The sequence below is a fragment of the Bacillus sp. NH11B genome, from assembly GCF_001884205.1.
GTDB classification, from domain to species: domain Bacteria; phylum Bacillota; class Bacilli; order Bacillales; family Bacillaceae_G; genus Bacillus_A; species Bacillus_A proteolyticus.
Genome location: NZ_MAOG01000088.1, coordinates 45,433 through 65,428, shown reverse-complemented (window position 1 = coordinate 65,428; position 19,996 = coordinate 45,433). Strand labels below are relative to the sequence as shown.

Below are 19,996 nucleotides of genomic sequence, written 5' to 3'. Positions count from 1 at the left end.
GGGGGGTAAATTATGACAATCAAACGCAAGAAAGTTTCAGTCATCGGTGCAGGATTTACAGGAGCAACAACGGCATTCTTATTAGCACAAAAAGAACTTGCAGATGTTGTATTAGTGGACATTCCACAGCTGGAAAATCCAACAAAAGGGAAAGCGTTAGATATGTTAGAAGCGAGCCCAGTACAAGGTTTTGATGCTAACATTATTGGTACATCTGATTACGCAGATACTGCTGATTCTGACGTTGTCGTTATTACAGCTGGTATTGCGCGTAAGCCTGGTATGAGCCGTGATGATTTAGTAGCAACAAACTCTAAAATTATGAAAAGTATTACGCGCGACATTGCAAAACATTCACCAAATGCGATTATTGTTGTATTAACAAATCCGGTTGATGCAATGACATATTCTGTATTTAAAGAAGCAGGATTCCCGAAAGAGCGTGTTATCGGTCAATCGGGCGTATTAGATACAGCTCGTTTCCGTACATTCATTTCACAAGAATTAAATCTTTCTGTAAAAGACATTACAGGATTTGTTCTTGGTGGACATGGTGACGATATGGTACCTCTTGTACGCTATTCCTATGCAGGTGGCATTCCGTTAGAAACATTAATTCCAAAAGAGCGTTTAGAAGCAATCGTAGAACGTACACGTAAAGGTGGCGGTGAAATTGTAGGCTTATTAGGAAACGGTAGTGCATATTATGCGCCAGCAGCTTCTTTAGTTGAAATGACAGAAGCAATCTTGAAAGATCAACGCCGTGTATTACCTGCTATTGCATACCTTGAAGGTGAGTATGGTTATAGTGACCTTTACTTAGGGGTACCAGTAATTCTAGGTGGTAACGGAATTGAAAAAATTATTGAATTAGAACTTCTTGAAGATGAAAAAGAAGCGTTAGATCGCTCTGTAGAATCTGTACGTAACGTTATGAAAGTTCTTGTTTAATAATTAAATATAAGCGGAAAAAGATTCGGGGCCCCGAATCTTTTTCTACTATTTATTGAAATGTTTTTTTGAAATAATATGAAAACGCTATCATTTAGTGTGTCCTATAATGAAACTATAGACTTATACTATATATTGCCCTCATCATAGTAAATTTCGGATAAGGTATCGCTTTTAGTAGGATAATAAGGTGAAAAAATCGGAGGGGGTTGTAACATGTTAAAGAAAAAAGTTCAAATTGGTCGTAGAATGGATGAAATTACAGTAGGAGAGAAATTATCTATCACTGAAAAAATTGAGGATAAAGATTTGTTATTGTACTTAGGTTTAACGAATGATGCCAATCCATTATATATTCAGCATGATTACGCATCCCAAACTCCGTATGAAAAGCCGATTGTACCAAGCATTATGCTAACAGGGCTGATTACAACGGCGGTTACGAAATATTTACCAGGTCCAGGTAGTCATATTACTAGGAAGGATCTTACGTTCGTGAAACATGTTCACCATTATGAAACGTTACAAATCCACTTTGAAGTTGTGGCTGTTTCAGAGGAGGAACATACAATTGATATGCTTGTATCTGCTCATGATGAAAAAGGAGATACTGTTGTGAAAGGCTCATTAACAGTAACACCGCCTTTTAAATCTGTTTCTATTATGGAAAAAGCATTAGATAATTTTTAAAAATGAAAGTTAGAATGATATAAAAGTAGCGCTGGTCATATTCTTATTAAGGGTATGCTAGCGCTACTTTTTGTTTAAACGGGGGTGAACAGTATGACTGTGAAATGGAAAAGAGAAGACATAATCTTTGAAACGATAAGAGAAGCTGAGGTGTGGGCCGATTCAATCGCGAATGAAATGTACGGGAGAGTATTTGATGGATATGAAACACCGGATTATAAAATAGCGTATGCTCTTGCATTTTTCTTAGGACAAGAGAGAGAATTTATAGTTCATACGGAAAAAGACTTTAAAAAGGATAGATGTATCTATAAAGTCTGGGTAACCACTTGATAACTGAGGGGAACGCGATTATGGAATAAAGATAGCACAATCTGAATCCATGAATAGACAATTATATTGAGAGGGACCTTGTTTTCTAGTATGATGAGAATAACGGGGAAAATACTAGGATGAAGAAGGTTTCAAGTCTATAACTTGGAGGAAAAGAATGAACAATCGTATTTTAGTAGTTGATGATGAGGAATTTATCTTAACTTTAATTGAATTTAATTTACAACAAGCTGGGTTTGAAGTTATAACAGCGATGGATGGAGAAATGGCGCTTCAAAAAGCGACAACAGAACGTCCAGATTTAATTATATTAGATTTAATGCTTCCGAAAATGGATGGTATGGAAGTTTGTAAAGAATTACGATTGCAACGTGTCATGACACCGATTTTAATGTTAACAGCAAAAGATGATGAATTTGATAAGGTACTCGGTCTTGAACTTGGGGCGGATGATTATATGACGAAGCCGTTTAGTCCAAGGGAAGTTGTTGCTCGTGTGAAGGCGATTTTGCGCCGTACGAAATTACAACAAGAAGAACAAGTTGCAGAAGCACCAGATGAAGATAGCATCATAATTGCAGAACTTAAAATTTTACCGGAGTTTTATGAGGCTTATTTCCAAGGAAGAAAGCTTGAATTAACACCAAAAGAATTTGAACTACTTGTGTATCTCGCGAAAAATAAAAGTCGTGTATTAACTCGTGACCAATTATTGAGTGCTGTATGGAATTATGATTTTGCCGGTGATACTCGAATTGTTGATGTCCATATTAGCCATTTGCGCGATAAAATTGAACAAAATACGAAAAAACCGACGTACATTAAAACGATACGTGGTTTAGGTTATAAATTAGAGGAGCCAAAAGGGGATGAATAAATTTCGCTCCAGGCTTCTTTTTACATTTGTTTCTCTTATCGTTTTTATTTTAGTTGGACTAGGTGTATTATTAGAAACTGTATTTGAAAATTACTATATAGATCATGCTAAAGAGAGAATGGTAAAAGAGACAAGATATGTTGCTGTATTAGCAGAGGAGCAAGGGTTTGAATCTGTTTTAAAAAAGCCGTATGTATTTGAAAAGTTAGAAGAACAAATACCAGCTTCTATTATATTTGTTGATGAAAAAAATAAAGTTCAATATAGCGGAGGGCAACAATCTGCATTTAGTCAAGAGATGATTAAAGAACTTTCTTCTGAAACAGCAAAACAAAGAAATAAAGTTATTACGAAAGAAACGGATCAAAAGAATGAATTTTATCATGCTGTGTTCGTTCAGGATGTAGCAGGGAAACAAGGATATATTTTGGTGAAAAGTACAATCGATACTTTGAGGGACGTTCACCAAAAAACGTGGGGATTATTAATTATCGGATTTGTTATCGCGTGTCTCGTTGTCGTATTTTTAGGTATGAAAATTACAGGGCAATATATTAGGCCGATTGAATCCGTTACGAAAGTGGCTATTGAATTAGCGAAGGGAAATTATAAAGCACGCGCTTATGAAAGTCATTCGGATGAAACAGGAATGCTAAGTAAAGCAATTAATATTTTAGCACGTAATTTACAAGAGATGACACTTGAGCAAGAAATGCAACAAGATCGTTTGCATACATTAATTGAAAATATGGGAAGTGGAATGATTTTAATTGATAGTCGTGGTTATATAAACCTTGTAAACCGTTCTTATAAGGAGACCTTCCACGTAACAGACGAAGAATATTTAGACCGTTTATACTATGAGTCGTTTCATCATACGGAAATTATTGAGCTCGTAGAAGAAATCTTTATGACAGAAGTGAAAGTGCGTAAACAAATGTTATTGCCGCTTGGAATTGAGCGAAAGCATTTCGAAGTATATGGAGCACCGATTATCGGGACGAACCATGAATGGAAAGGGATTGTCCTTGTATTCCATGACATTACTGAGCTAAAGAAATTAGAACAAATGAGAAAAGACTTTTTAGCGAATGTTTCTCATGAACTAAAGACACCGATTACTTCTATTAAAGGTTTTTCAGAAACACTCTTGGACGGAGCGATGGATAATAAAAAATTCTGCGAACATTTCTTACATATTATTTTAAAAGAAAGTGAGCGCATGCAAGGATTAATTGAAGATTTATTAGATTTATCAAAAATCGAGCAGCAAGGGTTTAGACTAAATATGGGTACGGTTGATATGAAGGGGATTCTTGAAGACATTCACATGGTGCTCGATAATAAAGCGGGAGAAAAAGAAATCTCTTTACAAGTGAATGTATTGAAACGAGTTTCCGTTATTGGAGATCCGAGCCGCTTAAAACAAATCTTTATTAATTTAATTAATAATGCAATCGTATATACGCCGGCTGGCGGCGTTGTTTCAGTTGAATTATTAGAGGATAAATATAATGCGTATATAAAGGTGTCGGATACTGGAATTGGTATTAGTAAAGAAGAAATCCCTCGTATATTTGAACGTTTTTATCGAGTTGATAAAGCGAGAAGTAGGAATACGGGTGGAACGGGTCTTGGTTTATCAATTGTGAAACATTTAGTTGAAGCACATCAAGGTACGATTACGGTGGATAGTGAGGTTGGGGAAGGAACGACATTTACAGTTGTTTTACCAAAATCAGCTACTGAAAAATAGGATGAAGGATATTTACAATATATTAACATTGGCTTAATTAAATATTAATAAAGCTCTGTTAATATAATAGATGAAAACCCCTTCATCCAAGGAGTAATTTTGGACGAGAATAGTTATGCTGTTCTCGTCACTTCCCTTTTATGTTAGTAAACGTTTGTATATATGATAGAAAATAGCCGTTATTTTTCTTCTCTCTATTAGTCATGTTAATATAGAGAGAGGACAGGAACGGTTTTTTTTCTGTGGAAAAAATCGTTTCAAATATGTATGGGGAGGTTTGTAGTTTGGAAAAAAAAGTCGTATTAGTAGATGGTAATAATATCGCGTATCGTGCTTTCTTTGCACTACCGCTTTTAAATAACGACAAAGGTATACATACGAACGCAATTTATGGTTTTACAATGATGTTAATGAGGATACTAGAGGAAGAAAAACCGACACATATGCTTGTGGCGTTTGATGCGGGGAAAACAACATTCCGTCATAAAACGTATAGTGATTACAAGGGAGGACGTCAAAAGACTCCACCAGAGTTATCAGAGCAATTCCCGTTTATTCGTGAGATGCTTGATGCATTTAATGTTCCGCGCTATGAATTAGAAAACTATGAAGCGGATGACATTATGGGAACGCTAGCGAAGGAAGCGAGTGAGCAAGGGGCTTATGTAAAAGTTATTTCAGGAGATAAAGACTTACTTCAACTTGTTTCCGATAATACACTTGTATGTATTCCGCGCAAAGGGATTACAGAAGTAGATGAATATACGACAGAAGCTTTATTTGAGAAATATAGCTTATCACCAAAGCAAATTATCGATATGAAAGGTTTAATGGGAGACCAGTCAGATAACATTCCAGGTGTACCAGGTGTTGGTGAGAAGACAGCCATTAAATTATTAACGCAATTTGAAACGGTTGAAGCAGTATATGAAAACTTAGATCAAGTGAGCGGAAAGAAATTAAAAGAAAAGTTAGAAGCAAATAAAGAACAAGCTCTTATGAGTAAAAAACTTGCGACTATTATTACAGATGCACCAATTACTGTGCATGTAGATGATATGGAATATAAAGGGTATGAACCAAGTGATGTTATTCCAATGTTTGAGAATTTAGGATTTACATCTCTTTTAAATAAGTTAGGCGTTACGCCTGAAGAAACAGCTCCAGCTGAATTAGATGATATTACATTTGATATTGTGGAAGAAGTTACAGAAGAAATGCTTCAGCAAGATAGTGCGCTTATTGTAGAAGTGCAAGAAGATAACTATCATAAAGCGGATATTCAAGGTTTTGGTATTCAAAATGAAAATGGTTGTTACTTTATTTCGGCAGACATTGCTCTTAAATCAGATACTTTCAAAGCATGGCTTGCAAATGGAGAAATGAGAAAGCATACATTTGATGCGAAGCGAGCTATCGTTGCTCTTAAGTGGAAAGGTGTAGATATTCAAGGAATTGATTTTGATTTATTAATTGCTGCTTATCTACTTGATCCAGCTGATACAGATAAAGATTTTCGTGCCGTAGCAAAAATGAAAGAAACACATGCCGTGAAATCTGATGAAGAAGTTTACGGAAAAGGTGCGAAGCGTGCAGTTCCAGAGTTAGATGTAGTAGCGGAGCATGTAGCTCGTAAAGTGCATGTATTATATGATGTAAAGCAAACATTCATTGAAGAGTTAAAAAAGAATGAGCAATATGAACTGTTTACAGAGTTAGAATTACCACTTGCACGTGTATTAGCTGATATGGAAGTAAAAGGTGTAAAAGTTGATACGGAGCGTCTTCGTAATATGGGAGAAGAACTTGCAGGTAGATTAAAGGAAATGGAACAGGAAATTTATAAGCTTGCAGGAACGGAATTTAACATTAATTCACCGAAGCAACTTGGAGTTATTCTGTTTGAGAACTTAAACTTACCAGTTATTAAAAAGACGAAAACAGGTTATTCTACGTCAGCGGATGTATTAGATAAACTTATGGATCATCATGAAATTATCCCTAATATTTTACATTATCGTCAATTAGGGAAGCTAAATTCAACTTACATTGAAGGTTTATTGAAAGTTGTACATGAAGATTCATCTAAAATCCATACTCGTTTCAATCAAGTGTTAACGCAAACAGGTCGATTAAGTTCAACAGATCCGAACTTACAAAATATCCCGATTCGATTAGAAGAAGGAAGAAAGATTCGTCAGGCATTCGTTCCATCAGAAGAAGGATGGATCATGTACGCGGCTGATTATTCACAAATCGAACTTCGTGTGCTTGCTCATATTGCAAATGATCCTGGGTTAGTTGAAGCGTTCCAACATGACATGGATATTCATACGAAAACAGCTATGGATGTATTTGGTGTTGGGAAAGATGAAGTAACATCTAACATGAGACGACAAGCAAAAGCAGTTAACTTCGGAATTGTGTATGGGATTAGTGATTATGGTCTTTCGCAAAACTTAGGAATTACAAGAAAAGCAGCAGCGGAATTTATTGAAAAGTATTTAGAAAGTTTCCCTGGTGTACAAGAATACATGGATGAAATCGTAAAAGATGCGAAACAAAAAGGGTATGTGGTTACATTATTAAATCGTCGCCGTTATATTCCGGAAATTACGAGTCGTAATTTCAATTTACGTAGCTTTGCTGAGCGTACAGCTATGAATACACCAATTCAAGGTAGTGCGGCTGATATTATTAAAAAAGCGATGATTATTATGGCAGATCGTCTAGAAGAAGAAGGATTACAAGCACGTCTTCTTCTGCAAGTACACGATGAATTGATATTTGAAGCACCAAAAGAAGAAATTGAAATATTAGAGAAGCTTGTACCTGAAGTAATGGAGCATGCAATTGAACTAGCAGTTCCATTGAAAGTTGATTATTCTTACGGTCCAACTTGGTACGACGCGAAATAAGGACGTGATGAAATGCCTGAATTACCAGAGGTTGAAAATGTTAGACGGACGCTTGAAAATCTTGTAACAGGAAAAACGATTGAAGATGTTGTTATTACTTATCCTAAAATAGTAAAACGACCGGATGATGCAGAAATCTTTAAAGAAATGCTAAGAGGCGAGACAATTGAAAATATAAAGCGAAGAGGAAAGTTTTTGCTTTTATATGTAACGAATTATGTCATTGTTTCACATTTGCGTATGGAAGGTAAGTTTTTACTTCATCAAGAGGATGAGCCAATTGATAAACATACGCACGTCCGTTTCTTATTTACAGATGGAACTGAATTGCATTATAAAGATGTGAGAAAGTTTGGTACGATGCATCTCTTTAAGAAAGGTGAAGAGTTGAATCAAATGCCTCTTGCTGACTTAGGCCCGGAGCCATTTGATGCTGAATTGACACCGCGGTATTTACAAGAAAGATTGCAAAAAACAAACCGTAAAATAAAAGTTGTATTATTAGATCAGCGTCTTTTAGTGGGGCTTGGAAATATATATGTAGATGAAGTGTTATTCCGTTCTCAAATTCACCCAGAACGAGAAGCTGCGTCTTTAACAGAAGAAGAAATAGAAAGAGTGTACGAAGCAATTGTTACAACGCTAGGCGAAGCAGTAAAGCGAGGCGGAAGTACAATTAGAACGTATATCAATTCGCAGGGGCAAATTGGTTCGTTCCAAGAACTCCTAAATGTATACGGAAAAAAAGGAGAACCGTGTGTAACTTGCGGTACGATACTAGAAAAAACAGTTGTTGGCGGAAGAGGAACGCATTACTGCCCAATTTGTCAGCCAAGAATATAGAAAAGAGATAACATCGGATAGGCATTTGTCATATACATACAGCAGAGCTATGTATAAGGGAGGAGTTTACCGATGTACCTTTATTTATCTCTTATTTTATTAGCTTTTACATTAAGCTTGGATAGCTGTAGTGTAGGGCTAACATATGGTTTAAGAAGCGTAAGAATTCCACTAAGATCAATTGTAATTATTGGAATGTGTTCAGCGGCTGTTATGCTCGTTTCAATGGGAATTGGACATATGATCGCGAAAATATTTTCACCTGTTATCGCAACGCGTATCGGTGGGCTTGTTCTTATTGGAATAGGGATTTGGGTATTATATCAATTTTTTCGAAGTGAGAAAAAAGAAGAACCGAAGCAAGAGGAGAAGGTCTGGAAATTAGAGATTGCCTCGCTTGGGCTAGTGATTCAAATTTTACGGAAACCGACTGTAGCAGATTTTGATAAATCAGGCACCATTTCTGCAGGAGAAGCATTGCTTCTTGGTATAGCTCTTTCTGTAGATTCATTCGGTGCTGGAATTGGTGCATCTTTATTAGGGTATGCACCCGCTATGATGGCGATATTAGTCGCGGTTATGAGTTCTTTATTTTTATTTCTTGGAATGAAACTTGGTACGGTTTTATCGAATATGAAATGGTTACAAAAATTTACATTCCTGCCTGGGGTATTACTCATTATTATTGGAATTTGGAAAATGTAAGTATGGGCGTGGAACATTAGTTTCGCGCCTTTTAATATGAGGAGGATTATTATGACAGTAGTAATTGGATTAACGGGAGGCATTGCAAGCGGAAAAAGTACGGTATCAGAAATGTTTCGTGAACTAAATATACCAGTTATTGATGCTGATATTATTGCGCGAGAAGTTGTAGAACGAGGAAAGCCAGCATATAACAAAATTGTAGAGGTGTTTGGAACGGAAGTGTTACAAGAAGATGGGGAGCTTGATCGACCTAAATTAGGAAGTGTCGTTTTTTATAATGAAGAAAAACGATTGCAGTTAAACAAAATTGTGCATCCTGCGGTACGTGAAGAAATGAATGCGCAAAAGGAGATGTACATAAAAGAAGGTATGCAAGCGGTTGTGTTAGACATCCCTCTTTTATTTGAAAGTAAATTAACAAATCTCGTTGATTGTGTTTTAGTTGTAGCAGTTATGCCGAGTACGCAATTAAAACGTTTAATGAAACGTAATAATTTTTCAGAAGAAGAAGCAACGGCACGTATTCAATCTCAAATGCCATTAGAAGAAAAAGTAAAGCGTGCAGATGAAGTGATAAATAATGATGGCACAATTATGGGAACGAAAACACAATTACAGGTGATTTTAAAGAAGTGGAACATTATTAACTAAAAAATTGTGAAATTAATGAAAATGCTTAGTGACATTCCTCCTTTTTGTGTTATACTATTATTGGGATTAGAGATAAATAGTATAACGCATTCAAGGGGGATAACATATTATGACTCGTGTGGCAATTAATGGATTTGGACGTATTGGGAGAATGGTGTTTCGTCAAGCAATAAAAGAAAGCGCATTCGAAATTGTAGCAATCAATGCAAGCTATCCGTCCGAAACGTTAGCACATTTAATTAAATATGATACAGTACACGGTAAGTTTGCCGGAACAGTGGAAGCATTTGAAGATCACTTATTAGTAGATGGGAAAATGATTCGTCTTTTAAACAACCGTGATCCAAAGGAATTGCCTTGGACAGATCTAGGTGTTGAAGTTGTAATTGAAGCAACTGGTAAATTTAATTCAAAAGAAAAAGCAATTCTTCACGTTGAAGCTGGAGCGAAAAAAGTTATTTTAACAGCGCCTGGTAAAAATGAAGATGTAACAATTGTAGTTGGTGTGAACGAAGATCAATTAGATATTACAAAACATACCGTTATTTCAAATGCATCTTGTACAACAAACTGTTTAGCACCTGTTGTAAAGGTGTTAGATGAGCAGTTCGGAATTGAAAACGGTTTAATGACAACTGTTCACGCTTATACAAATGACCAAAAAAATATTGATAACCCACATAAAGATTTAAGAAGAGCACGTGCTTGCGGACAGTCAATCATTCCGACAACGACGGGTGCTGCGAAAGCGCTTGCAAAAGTTCTTCCGCATTTAGATGGAAAACTTCATGGTATGGCACTTCGTGTACCAACACCAAACGTGTCTCTTGTTGACTTAGTAGTAGATGTAAAACGTGATGTAACAGTTGAAGATATTAATGAAGCATTCAAAACTGTTGCAAACGGTGAGTTAAAAGGAATTGTAGAATTCAGTGAAGAGCCTTTAGTGTCTATCGACTTTAATACAAATACACACTCAGCTATTATTGATGGTTTATCTACAATGGTAATGGGTGATCGTAAAGTGAAAGTACTTGCTTGGTATGATAACGAGTGGGGCTACTCTCGTCGTGTTGTAGATCTTGTAACGTTAGTTGTTGATGAATTAGCGAAACAAAAAAATGTGCAACATATTTAAGTGAACGAGGGAGAGGGCAAGTGGAAATTTGCCCTCTTTTTTTATTTTTTTCTGAAAAGGATAAAAATTATATGAGTATATCTTCAAATAGTGGACATACCACGAAACGTTGGGATTACTGTATTTGTGAATCAATAATTTTTTTTAGGGAAAAGTAAAGAGGAAAATATGACAGAAAATCGAAAAAACTGTTGTTGCAAAATGAAAATAAACAAAGTATACTAACACTCGTAAACTTAAGAGCTGAGGTACGTAGTCACTACTTAAAGGGTTAGGACCTCTCTGGACTAACTTTCCCCCGTGGTAGTGGAGCAAGCCAAATTGCAAATTAGTTTTCAATTCGAACAGTTAGAATAAATTTACAAGGGGGAACTGTAGAATGGATACTATGGATACGATGGGTCGTCACGTGATCGCTGAACTTTGGGATTGCGATTTCGACAAGCTTAATGACATGCCGTATATTGAACAATTATTTGTGGATGCAGCACTAAGAGCTGGTGCTGAAGTACGTGAGGTTGCTTTTCATAAATTTGCACCACAAGGTGTAAGTGGAGTAGTAATTATCTCGGAATCACATTTAACAATTCATAGCTTTCCGGAGCACGGTTACGCAAGTATTGATGTTTATACTTGTGGGGATCGTATTGATCCAAATGTTGCTGCAGAATATATTGCAGAAGGTTTAAACGCGAAAACGCGTGAGAGCATCGAGCTTCCTCGAGGCACTGGTAGCTTCGAAATTAAGCAGAGAGAAACAAAAGCTCTTTAAAAAAGAACATAATTGATTTAAAATGTAAAGAGGTGTATAATGCACCTCTTTTTTAGTTTATATAAAATAGGATCATGATATGTAATAACTTAGAGTGGTCAGTGTATAAGAATGAGTTATATAATATTGTATATATATTTTCACATGTAGGTGAGTAGCGAAAAAATAAAGATTATAGTGTAAAGGAGTGAATGAATTGCGTTGTCCATCCTGTTTTCATAATGGCACAAGAGTGTTAGATTCGCGTCCGGTAGACGAGGGGCGCTCTATTCGAAGAAGAAGAGAGTGTGAAAGCTGTTTAAGTCGCTTTACAACATTTGAAAGAGTAGAAGAATCACCTCTTATCGTTGTTAAAAAAGAAGGAACACGAGAAGAGTTTAATAAAGAGAAGATTTTACGCGGTTTAATTAAAGCGTGTGAAAAAAGACCTGTATCTTTAAGGCAGTTAGAAGAAGTGACACAAAGTGTGGAGCGTGAACTTCGTAACTTAGGTATTTCAGAAGTGAAAAGTGATATGATTGGTGAAATTGTTATGGAAGAACTTCGTGATATTGATGATGTTGCTTATGTACGTTTTGCTTCTGTGTATCGTCAATTTAAAGATTTAAATGTATTTATTGAAGAATTAAAAGATATACTGCAAAAAGAGAGAGAGTAGAAGGTGTAGTATATTCTCTTTATATACTGTAAGTAAATGAGATAAGAGAGCTAGAAGCGGAAGCTAATAGCTCTTTTTCGCTAAGAAATTATATAATAAAGATGAACGAGTGAAATATAGGTTAGATTGGATGAGAGAAAGGGAAAGCAAGAATGGAAAAACAGTCATGGATGGAGCTATTGCCGATTGATCGTTATAAGGTAAGTGCGAAAGGGTTGTTACATAATTACGACCGGAAAGTTTTAACAATGTTGTATCAGCCGTTAATAGGTAGTAGAGCTTTTAGCTTATACATGACGCTATGGGGGGAGCTTGAGCAAGATCGTGTATTTGGAAAAGAGAATACACATCACTCCCTTATGGTGACCATGCAAATGCAACTTCCTGAAATATATGAGGAACGAGTAAAGTTAGAGGCGATTGGGCTTTTAAATGTATATATTAAAAAAGAAAAAGACATTCGAATGTTTATATATGAGTTGCAACCACCGTTATCTCCGAAGCAGTTTTTTGATGATATTGTTTTAAGTATCTTTTTATACAATCGATTGAGTCGGACAAAATATAACCAAGTAAAGCAATATTTCTTAGAAGAAGAATTCGATTTTGCTTCTTATGAAAATGTTACGCGCTCCTTCAATGATGTATTTGATTCATTTAACCCAGGTCAGTTTGAGCATGCGCAAGAAGAACTTCGTATCCCCAAAACGACAACTATGCCAAGTAACGAGAAGGGGGATGTTCCGAAAGTTTGGAATGATTTCTTTGATTTCTCTTTATTTATGGAAGGATTATCAGCGCTAGTTCCTAAAAAGGCAATTACAGATCAAGTACGAGAGTGTATCATTACACTTGCTTATGTGTATGGTGTGGATGTGTTATCAATGCAAAATATCGTTCTTGGTACGGTGACAGAGGTGCAAACAATTGATATTGAAAGACTTCGAAAAGGAGCTCGTGATTGGTATCAATTTGAAAATGGTCAAGCATTACCAGTATTAAGTGAAAGAGTGCAACCTCATGCTGCACGTACTATGAAAGAGAAAGAGCCATCTACGCAAGAAGAAATGCTAATGAAGCAGTTAGAGGAAATATCGCCAAAACAACTATTGAAAGAAATTTCAGGTGGTGCAGAAGCAACGAAAGCAGACTTGCAAATTGTTGAGGATGTAATGATAAACCAAAAGTTAACGCCAGGGGTTGTGAATGTACTTATTTATTATGTTATGCTACGCTCAGATATGAAACTTGCGAAAACGTATGTTGAGAAGATTGCTGGACATTGGGCACGAAAAAAGGTCGGTACAGTAGCTGAAGCGATGGCGTTAGCGAAAGAAGAAAACCGTCAATATCAAGAGTGGGCTGAGACGAAGAAAAAAGGTCGTACGGCGAAGAAAACAGTGCGAAGAGAAATGGTGCCAGATTGGCTTAAAGAAGAGCCGAAAGAAGAAGTGAAAGAAACTGTGAAAACGGACGTGAGTGTTGAGAAAAATACAAGTTCGTTAGAAGATGAACGGAAGCGATTAGAAGAAGTGTTGAAAAAATATAAGCGTGATTAATAAAAGAGAATGAACGCTCTTTGAGGTGAGGAAATGGAGCATATTCAAAATTCATTTACGAAATTAATGGAAAATAAAAATTTTAAAAATAGATATGAAGTCTTAAAGACAGAAGTGATGGCGCATCCGCGTGTGAAAGCATTTATAGACGAACATAAAGGTGAAGTAACGACTTCTATGATTGAGCGTAGCCTTGTGAAGTTGTATGAATATATTGGACAAAGTGTAGGGTGTGCGGATTGTCCGGATTTAGGGTCATGTAAAAACATGCTACAAGGATATGAGCCGAAGCTCGTCATCCAAGGTAAGATGATTGATATTCAATACGATCGTTGCATTAGAAAAGTAGCGTATGATGAGAGAAAAAAATATGAAAAACTTGTTCAAAGTGTATATATGCCAGCTGACATTTTACAGGCAACTATGGAAAATTTAGACCCTTCAGAGTTAGATGCACGTATTGATGCAATAGGTGCAGCGAATGAATTTTTAAACACATACGAACCGGGTAAAAAAGTACAAGGTTTATATTTGTACGGTAAATTTGGTGTAGGGAAAACGTATCTTTTAGGCGCAATTGCAAATGAGCTTGCTCGAAAGAAAATTAGTTCGATGCTCGTATACTTCCCTGAATTTCTACGTGAAATTAAAAGTTCGATTCAAGATAATTCGATTGGTGAAAAGATTGATGCAGTTAAACGGGTACAAGTATTAATGTTAGATGATATCGGAGCAGAAGCGATGTCAAGTTTTGTGCGTGATGATGTGCTTGGCGCAATCTTGCAGTTCCGTATGTTAGAAAACTTACCGACGTTCTTTACGTCTAACTTTGATTTCAAGGAGTTGGAACATCATTTGACGTATACACAACGCGGTGAAGCAGAACAAATGAAAGCAGCACGTATTATGGAACGAATTAAATATTTAGCGAAGCCAATTCCAATTGGTGGGAAGAACCGTCGTCATAAGTAAAAGAGCAAGCTGAGAAGCTTGCTCTTTTTTTGTTATAGTGATGATTTTTTGGAGATAAGATCAAAGTATTCAAGGTGTCTAAAACTAACGCTTTCTTCATAACAATGTAGTAACTCTTAAGCGGTTTACATATGAAGAAGAAACCTTTCGATTTAATTTTTATAATGTATATACTCAAACATTTGAAAACCGTCCGTTTATCCTAATTCGTGAGGGCTGATAATCAGTGGGGATGAACAAAAAACCGACCGATTAAAGTTTCACTTTATCATAATGGTCAAATTGTTGAAAATTCATAGTGGCTTGTATCATTTTTTTCTCTCCCCCTTAATATATATAAAATTAGCAAGCCATATCGAGTGGATTTTCTAACGATGGGAGATATATTTCTACTAAGAGTGAACTTCCACAGATCGGACTCTTATAGGATTTGTAACGTATAGATGCAATCCTTTAGAGCGGGGATAAAAGGGGGGACAAAAGTGATTGAAATTTGCTTCGAAGAAAAAAATGATGCTGCGCACGTATACAGACAACTAAAGAAAAGAACGGAATCTTTATACAAGGAAACAAGTATATATTTAGATGGGAAAAAGGTTATTATTCATATACCATTATGTGAATCGAATTATATTGAAAAGATTTTATTGCCAGTACTACTATATTTCATTATGAATGTGAAACAAAATGAATGGATTCATACCATTTTAAAGGAAAAGTTTTTTTACGAAGAACAAGAAGAGTGTCATCAAATCTTGCATATGGCACAGGAGATATTAAAAGAAAGAAGAAAAGGAGTGGCTCGTGATTTAACGCGTCATAAGTTTGAGACCTATATTATGTCATCTTTAAATGATTGGCTTTGTGATCCGCTTTCATTCTCGTTTTCATCATATGTTCGTTTTCGCCTTCGTACATATAGGGAAATGGTAGCCAGACTTGCTGAAGTTGCAATTGATGAGTACAAAATGGAGCAAGAATATCAAATGTTCATTGAGACCCTTCGTCAACAAGTAAGTGGCCGGAAATCACGGTTGTCCTGTGTGCATCTTATTTTCGATGAAAGTTTTATTTTCTATGATGATAAAGGTAGACGTTTAAAACAGGAGAGGTTGGTCCAATATATAGATGAGGAATTATTAAAGCAAAAGGATGTATATATTGATACGAAAGTAATTGCACCGCTTCTTTCTATTTCGCCGAAAAAGATTTACTTATATACGAAAGAACAAGATCATAACATGATTGTTACTTTGCGAAATGTATTTCAAGAACGGGTCCAATTACATGGATTACATGAGTTTGAGCGCAATGTGAAAAATTTTAAAAATAAAGGTAACGCCCTTGATTTTCTGAGTTTTTGAGCATATAATTACCTACATAAATGAAATATATTGAAATGTCATGATGAGGACATGAGTAGTTATCTACGATTTTCAGAGAGGGAAGCCTTAGGGTGTGAGCTTCCTAGTACGGGATTATTACTTACCACCTCTAAACTTTAGCAGTGAACGATTTTTCTAGTAATTGCTAACGGACAACACCGTTATGTTGAACTTGAGCAATTAACAATCATGTTAATTGGAACAAGGGTGGAACCACGAATTCAACACTCGTCCCTTTTTACGGGATGAGTGTTTTTTATTTTGAGAAAAAGAGGAGTGACCAGTGATGGCAGATGTAGTTAAAATTACTTTCCCTGATGGAGCTGTGAAGGAGTTTCCAAAAGGCGTAACAACTGAAGAAATCGCAGCTTCTATTAGCCCAGGCTTAAAGAAAAAAGCTGTGGCTGGAAAATTAAACGATGAGATGATCGATCTTGTTACACCAATCGAAGAAGATGGTGCAGTTTCTATTATTACATTAGATTCTGAAGATGGCTTATATATTTTACGCCATTCAACAGCTCACCTTTTAGCACAAGCGTTAAAACGTTTATATAAAGATGTTAAGCTTGAGCTTGGCATTGGTCCAGTAATCGAAAATGGCTTCTACTACGATATTGATATGGAAGAAGCAATTACAGTTGAAGACTTCAAGAAAATCGAAAAAGAAATGCAAAAAATCGTGAACGAGAACTTAGAAATCGTTCGTCATGAAGTACCACGTGCAGAAGCGCTTCGTCGCTTTGAAGAAATCGGCGATGAGTTAAAATTAGATTTAATTAACGATCTTCCAGAAGATGCAGTTATTTCAATCTATGAGCAAGGCGAATTCTTCGACCTTTGCCGTGGTGTTCACCTTCCATCTACAGGAAAGATTAAAGTATTTAAATTATTAAGCGTTGCAGGTGCTTACTGGCGCGGCGATAGCAATAATAAAATGTTACAACGTATTTACGGTACTGCATTCGTTAAGAAAGCAGAATTAGATGAGCACTTACGTATGCTTGAAGAAGCAAAAGAGCGCGATCACCGTAAATTAGGTAAAGAATTAAAACTATTTACTAATAGCCAAAAAGTAGGACAAGGTTTACCGCTTTGGTTACCAAAAGGTGCAACAATTCGCCGCATTATCGAGCGTTATATCGTTGATAAAGAAGCAAGCTTAGGTTATGATCACGTATACACTCCAGTACTAGGAAGCAGAGAGCTATATGAAACTTCTGGTCACTGGAATCACTACCGTGACGGCATGTTCCCATCAATGGAAATGGATAATGAAGAATTAGTTCTTCGTCCAATGAACTGCCCTCACCATATGATGGTTTATAAAAATGATATTCACAGCTATCGTGAATTACCAATCCGTATTGCGGAACTTGGAACAATGCACCGTTACGAAATGTCAGGTGCGTTATCTGGACTACAACGTGTACGCGGAATGACTTTAAACGATGCGCACATTTTCGTTCGCCCAGATCAAATTAAAGAAGAGTTAAAACGTGTTGTAAACTTAACTTTAGAAGTGTACAAAGATTTCGGCTTAGAAAACTATTCATTCCGTCTATCTTATCGCGACCCAGCAGATACTAAAAAGTATTATGCTGATGATGAGATGTGGGAAAAAGCACAAGGTATGTTAAAAGAAGCTATGGATGAAATGGGTCTTGATTACTATGAAGCTGAAGGTGAAGCGGCATTCTACGGTCCAAAACTTGACGTTCAAGTTCGTACTGCTCTTGGAAAAGACGAAACACTTTCAACTGTACAATTAGACTTCTTACTTCCGGAACGCTTTGAATTAACTTACGTTGGTGAAGACGGTAAACAACATCGTCCAGTTGTAATCCACCGTGGTGTTGTATCAACTATGGAACGTTTCGTAGCCTTCTTAATTGAAGAATACAAAGGCGCATTCCCAACTTGGTTAGCTCCAGTTCAGGCGCAAGTAATTCCTGTTTCTCCGCAAGTGCATTTAGACTATGCGAAGAAAGTACAAGATGAATTACGACGTGCTGGTATCCGTGTTGAATTAGACACTCGTGAAGAGAAAATTGGTTACAAAATCCGTGAAGCACAAATGCAAAAAATCCCGTACATGCTTGTAGTAGGTGACAATGAAGTGGCTGAAAACGGCGTAAACGTACGTAAATATGGTGAACAAAAATCAGAAACAATTGCATTAGATGCTTTTGTTGACATGATTAAAGTAGAAGGAAAACGATAAGAAAGAGCCGCGGTATACCGCGGCTTTTCTATGTAATATAAGTAAAGAGAATTAGAAAAAATAACCATGTAACACTTATCATAAAAAAGTATTGCAAGTATGTTAGTTGTTTGTTACAATATTTCTTGTTGTTAGTAAAACACATCGCGTCTTCTTGACAGACGTCATGTCCTATGATAAACTCATCAAGGATAATAGAATATGGTTTTGGAACAAGTAGAAGCACCCGCTTCTCACCTGATGGACGCATTCGCAGTTAGCAGGTAAATGTATTTCTTACTTAAGATATTACAAGTGTGGGTGCCGTATGCCCGCACTTTTTTTGTTCGGGTTCTACAATTACAAAACATATTCTGAAAAAACCTTGGAGGTGGCTTACTATTAGCAAGGATATGATGATTAACGAGCAAATTCGTGCACGTGAAGTACGTTTAGTTGGTGCAAATGGCGATCAACTTGGAATCAAGTCTCGTAATGACGCTTTAGACTTAGCTGCAAATCTTAATCTTGATTTAGTATTAGTTGCTCCAAATGCGAAACCGCCAGTATGCCGCATTATGGACTACGGTAAATTCCGCTTTGAGCAACAGAAGAAAGAAAAAGAACAGCGCAAAAATCAAAAAGTAATCAGCATGAAAGAAGTTCGTTTAAGTCCAACAATTGATGAACACGACTTTAACACAAAACTTCGTAATGCTATCAAGTTTTTAGAGAAAGGCGACAAGGTTAAAGCGTCAATTCGCTTTAAAGGACGTGCCATTACTCATAAAGAAATCGGTCAACGTGTTTTAGATCGCTTCTCAGAAGCTTGTGCTGAAGTTAGTACAATTGAATCTAAGCCTAAAATGGAAGGACGTAGTATGTTCTTAGTTTTAGCACCGAAAAACGATAAGTAATAGATAGAGGAGGAAATACCTATGCCTAAACAAAAAACTCATCGCGGCGCTGCAAAGCGTTTCAAAAAGACTGGATCAGGTAAACTGAAACGTTCTCACGCTTACACAAGCCATTTATTCGCTAACAAATCTACAAAAGCTAAACGTAAACTACGTAAAGCTGGTGTAGTAAGCGCTGGTGACTTCAAACGCATTCGTCAAATGCTTGACAACTTAAAATAAGTTCGGCTGATATATAGAACAAACTAGGAGGTAATATTATGCCAAGAGTAAAAGGTGGTACAGTTACTCGTCAACGTCGTAAAAAAGTAATAAAATTAGCAAAAGGTTATTACGGTTCTAAAAATACATTATTCAAGGTTGCTAACCAACAGGTTATGAAATCTCTAATGTATGCATTCCGTGACCGCCGCCAAAAGAAACGTGACTTCCGTAAATTATGGATTACACGTATCAACGCAGCAGCTCGTATGAATGGTCTTTCTTACAGCCGCTTAATGCACGGTCTTAAAAATGCTGGCATCGAAGTTAACCGCAAGATGCTTGCTGACTTAGCTGTTCATGACGAAAAAGCTTTCGCTGAATTAGCAACAGTTGCAAAAAACAACATTAACTAATTAATTAGTTGAAACCTTAGAAGATTTTTCTTCTAAGGTTTTTTTATT

19 protein-coding genes and 2 other annotated features are annotated in these 19,996 nt (G+C 36.4%); all 19 genes read left to right on the top strand.

The genetic code is table 11. The features are described 5' to 3' along the window. Positions 1-12: 12 nt before the first annotated feature. The 19 genes from mdh (at position 13) to rplT (ending at position 19,948) form a co-directional block, all read left to right on the top strand. Positions 13-951 carry a malate dehydrogenase gene (mdh, locus tag BAU27_RS12590; protein WP_070145081.1) on the top strand — a complete coding sequence of 313 codons (939 nt, stop codon included), beginning with the start codon at positions 13-15 and terminating at the stop codon, positions 949-951. A 216-nt stretch (positions 952-1,167) separates the two neighbouring features. Continuing rightward, the gene (locus tag BAU27_RS12585; protein WP_070145080.1) at positions 1,168-1,641 is read left to right on the top strand and encodes a MaoC/PaaZ C-terminal domain-containing protein; all 474 of its coding nucleotides are present in this window, start codon (positions 1,168-1,170) and stop codon (positions 1,639-1,641) included. A 99-nt stretch (positions 1,642-1,740) separates the two neighbouring features. Continuing rightward, the gene (locus BAU27_RS12580) at positions 1,741-1,974 is read left to right on the top strand and encodes a hypothetical protein (RefSeq protein ID WP_071748387.1); all 234 of its coding nucleotides are present in this window, start codon (positions 1,741-1,743) and stop codon (positions 1,972-1,974) included. 157 nt (positions 1,975-2,131) lie between these two features. Further along, on the top strand, positions 2,132-2,851 hold the full coding sequence (gene phoP, locus BAU27_RS12575) for a two-component system response regulator PhoP (RefSeq protein ID WP_071748280.1): 720 nt from the start codon (positions 2,132-2,134) through the stop codon (positions 2,849-2,851). Further along, a complete protein-coding gene (gene phoR / locus BAU27_RS12570; protein WP_071748279.1) occupies positions 2,844-4,607 on the top strand; it encodes a sensory box histidine kinase PhoR in 1,764 nt (587 codons plus the stop codon). The genes phoP and phoR overlap by 8 nt, the downstream gene beginning before the upstream one ends. Positions 4,608-4,891: 284 nt before the next feature. Further along, positions 4,892-7,525: a DNA polymerase I gene (gene polA, locus BAU27_RS12565; protein WP_071771037.1), complete on the top strand. Its 2,634-nt coding sequence runs from the start codon at positions 4,892-4,894 to the stop codon at positions 7,523-7,525. A gap of 12 nt (positions 7,526-7,537) precedes the next feature. Beyond that, positions 7,538-8,368, top strand: coding sequence for a DNA-formamidopyrimidine glycosylase (gene mutM, locus BAU27_RS12560; protein ID WP_071748277.1), 831 nt, complete (start codon positions 7,538-7,540; stop codon positions 8,366-8,368). A 72-nt stretch (positions 8,369-8,440) separates the two neighbouring features. After that, the gene (gene ytaF / locus BAU27_RS12555) at positions 8,441-9,073 is read left to right on the top strand and encodes a sporulation membrane protein YtaF (RefSeq protein ID WP_071748276.1); all 633 of its coding nucleotides are present in this window, start codon (positions 8,441-8,443) and stop codon (positions 9,071-9,073) included. A 51-nt stretch (positions 9,074-9,124) separates the two neighbouring features. Beyond that, a complete protein-coding gene (gene coaE / locus BAU27_RS12550) occupies positions 9,125-9,727 on the top strand; it encodes a dephospho-CoA kinase (RefSeq protein ID WP_071771036.1) in 603 nt (200 codons plus the stop codon). Positions 9,728-9,836: 109 nt separating this feature from the next. Next, positions 9,837-10,865, top strand: coding sequence for a glyceraldehyde-3-phosphate dehydrogenase (locus BAU27_RS12545; RefSeq protein ID WP_071748274.1), 1,029 nt, complete (start codon positions 9,837-9,839; stop codon positions 10,863-10,865). A gap of 388 nt (positions 10,866-11,253) precedes the next feature. After that, positions 11,254-11,637 carry an adenosylmethionine decarboxylase gene (gene speD / locus BAU27_RS12540; protein ID WP_002003660.1) on the top strand — a complete coding sequence of 128 codons (384 nt, stop codon included), beginning with the start codon at positions 11,254-11,256 and terminating at the stop codon, positions 11,635-11,637. Positions 11,638-11,833: 196 nt separating this feature from the next. Then, complete coding sequence (nrdR, locus tag BAU27_RS12535; protein WP_001203686.1) at positions 11,834-12,295, top strand: transcriptional regulator NrdR; 462 nt, start codon at positions 11,834-11,836, stop codon at positions 12,293-12,295. Positions 12,296-12,447: 152 nt separating this feature from the next. Then, positions 12,448-13,854: a replication initiation and membrane attachment family protein gene (locus BAU27_RS12530; protein ID WP_071748273.1), complete on the top strand. Its 1,407-nt coding sequence runs from the start codon at positions 12,448-12,450 to the stop codon at positions 13,852-13,854. A gap of 33 nt (positions 13,855-13,887) precedes the next feature. Then, entirely contained in the window at positions 13,888-14,826 is a 939-nt protein-coding gene (gene dnaI, locus BAU27_RS12525; RefSeq protein ID WP_071748272.1) for a primosomal protein DnaI, read from the top strand. A gap of 482 nt (positions 14,827-15,308) precedes the next feature. Further along, a complete protein-coding gene (ytxC, locus tag BAU27_RS12520) occupies positions 15,309-16,190 on the top strand; it encodes a putative sporulation protein YtxC (protein WP_071771035.1) in 882 nt (293 codons plus the stop codon). A gap of 31 nt (positions 16,191-16,221) precedes the next feature. Continuing rightward, positions 16,222-16,450 (top strand) — a binding site (T-box leader). A gap of 47 nt (positions 16,451-16,497) precedes the next feature. Then, positions 16,498-18,435, top strand: a complete 1,938-nt coding sequence (gene thrS / locus BAU27_RS12515) for a threonine--tRNA ligase (protein ID WP_071748270.1) — start codon at positions 16,498-16,500, stop codon at positions 18,433-18,435. A gap of 208 nt (positions 18,436-18,643) precedes the next feature. Then, positions 18,644-18,764: a sequence feature (ribosomal protein L20 leader region), on the top strand. Positions 18,765-18,827: 63 nt separating this feature from the next. After that, positions 18,828-19,331: a translation initiation factor IF-3 gene (gene infC, locus BAU27_RS12505; RefSeq protein ID WP_000973214.1), complete on the top strand. Its 504-nt coding sequence runs from the start codon at positions 18,828-18,830 to the stop codon at positions 19,329-19,331. A gap of 21 nt (positions 19,332-19,352) precedes the next feature. Then, the gene (gene rpmI, locus BAU27_RS12500; RefSeq protein ID WP_001125945.1) at positions 19,353-19,553 is read left to right on the top strand and encodes a 50S ribosomal protein L35; all 201 of its coding nucleotides are present in this window, start codon (positions 19,353-19,355) and stop codon (positions 19,551-19,553) included. Between the two features lie 38 nt (positions 19,554-19,591). Next, complete coding sequence (gene rplT / locus BAU27_RS12495; protein WP_001138362.1) at positions 19,592-19,948, top strand: 50S ribosomal protein L20; 357 nt, start codon at positions 19,592-19,594, stop codon at positions 19,946-19,948. The last annotated feature ends 48 nt before the right edge of the window (positions 19,949-19,996 follow it).

Excerpts from the sequence above, each read along its gene's own strand:
- mdh (WP_070145081.1), top strand. The coding sequence starts at position 13 with ATGACAATCAAACGCAAGAAAGTTTCAGTCATCGGTGCAGGATTTACA.
- BAU27_RS12585 (WP_070145080.1), top strand. The coding sequence starts at position 1,168 with ATGTTAAAGAAAAAAGTTCAAATTGGTCGTAGAATGGATGAAATTACA.
- phoP (WP_071748280.1), top strand. The coding sequence starts at position 2,132 with ATGAACAATCGTATTTTAGTAGTTGATGATGAGGAATTTATCTTAACT.
- phoR (WP_071748279.1), top strand. The coding sequence starts at position 2,844 with ATGAATAAATTTCGCTCCAGGCTTCTTTTTACATTTGTTTCTCTTATC.
- mutM (WP_071748277.1), top strand. The coding sequence starts at position 7,538 with ATGCCTGAATTACCAGAGGTTGAAAATGTTAGACGGACGCTTGAAAAT.
- ytaF (WP_071748276.1), top strand. The coding sequence starts at position 8,441 with ATGTACCTTTATTTATCTCTTATTTTATTAGCTTTTACATTAAGCTTG.
- coaE (WP_071771036.1), top strand. The coding sequence starts at position 9,125 with ATGACAGTAGTAATTGGATTAACGGGAGGCATTGCAAGCGGAAAAAGT.
- BAU27_RS12545 (WP_071748274.1), top strand. The coding sequence starts at position 9,837 with ATGACTCGTGTGGCAATTAATGGATTTGGACGTATTGGGAGAATGGTG.
- speD (WP_002003660.1), top strand. The coding sequence starts at position 11,254 with ATGGATACGATGGGTCGTCACGTGATCGCTGAACTTTGGGATTGCGAT.
- BAU27_RS12530 (WP_071748273.1), top strand. The coding sequence starts at position 12,448 with ATGGAAAAACAGTCATGGATGGAGCTATTGCCGATTGATCGTTATAAG.
- dnaI (WP_071748272.1), top strand. The coding sequence starts at position 13,888 with ATGGAGCATATTCAAAATTCATTTACGAAATTAATGGAAAATAAAAAT.
- thrS (WP_071748270.1), top strand. The coding sequence starts at position 16,498 with ATGGCAGATGTAGTTAAAATTACTTTCCCTGATGGAGCTGTGAAGGAG.
- infC (WP_000973214.1), top strand. The coding sequence starts at position 18,828 with ATGATGATTAACGAGCAAATTCGTGCACGTGAAGTACGTTTAGTTGGT.
- rpmI (WP_001125945.1), top strand. The coding sequence starts at position 19,353 with ATGCCTAAACAAAAAACTCATCGCGGCGCTGCAAAGCGTTTCAAAAAG.
- rplT (WP_001138362.1), top strand. The coding sequence starts at position 19,592 with ATGCCAAGAGTAAAAGGTGGTACAGTTACTCGTCAACGTCGTAAAAAA.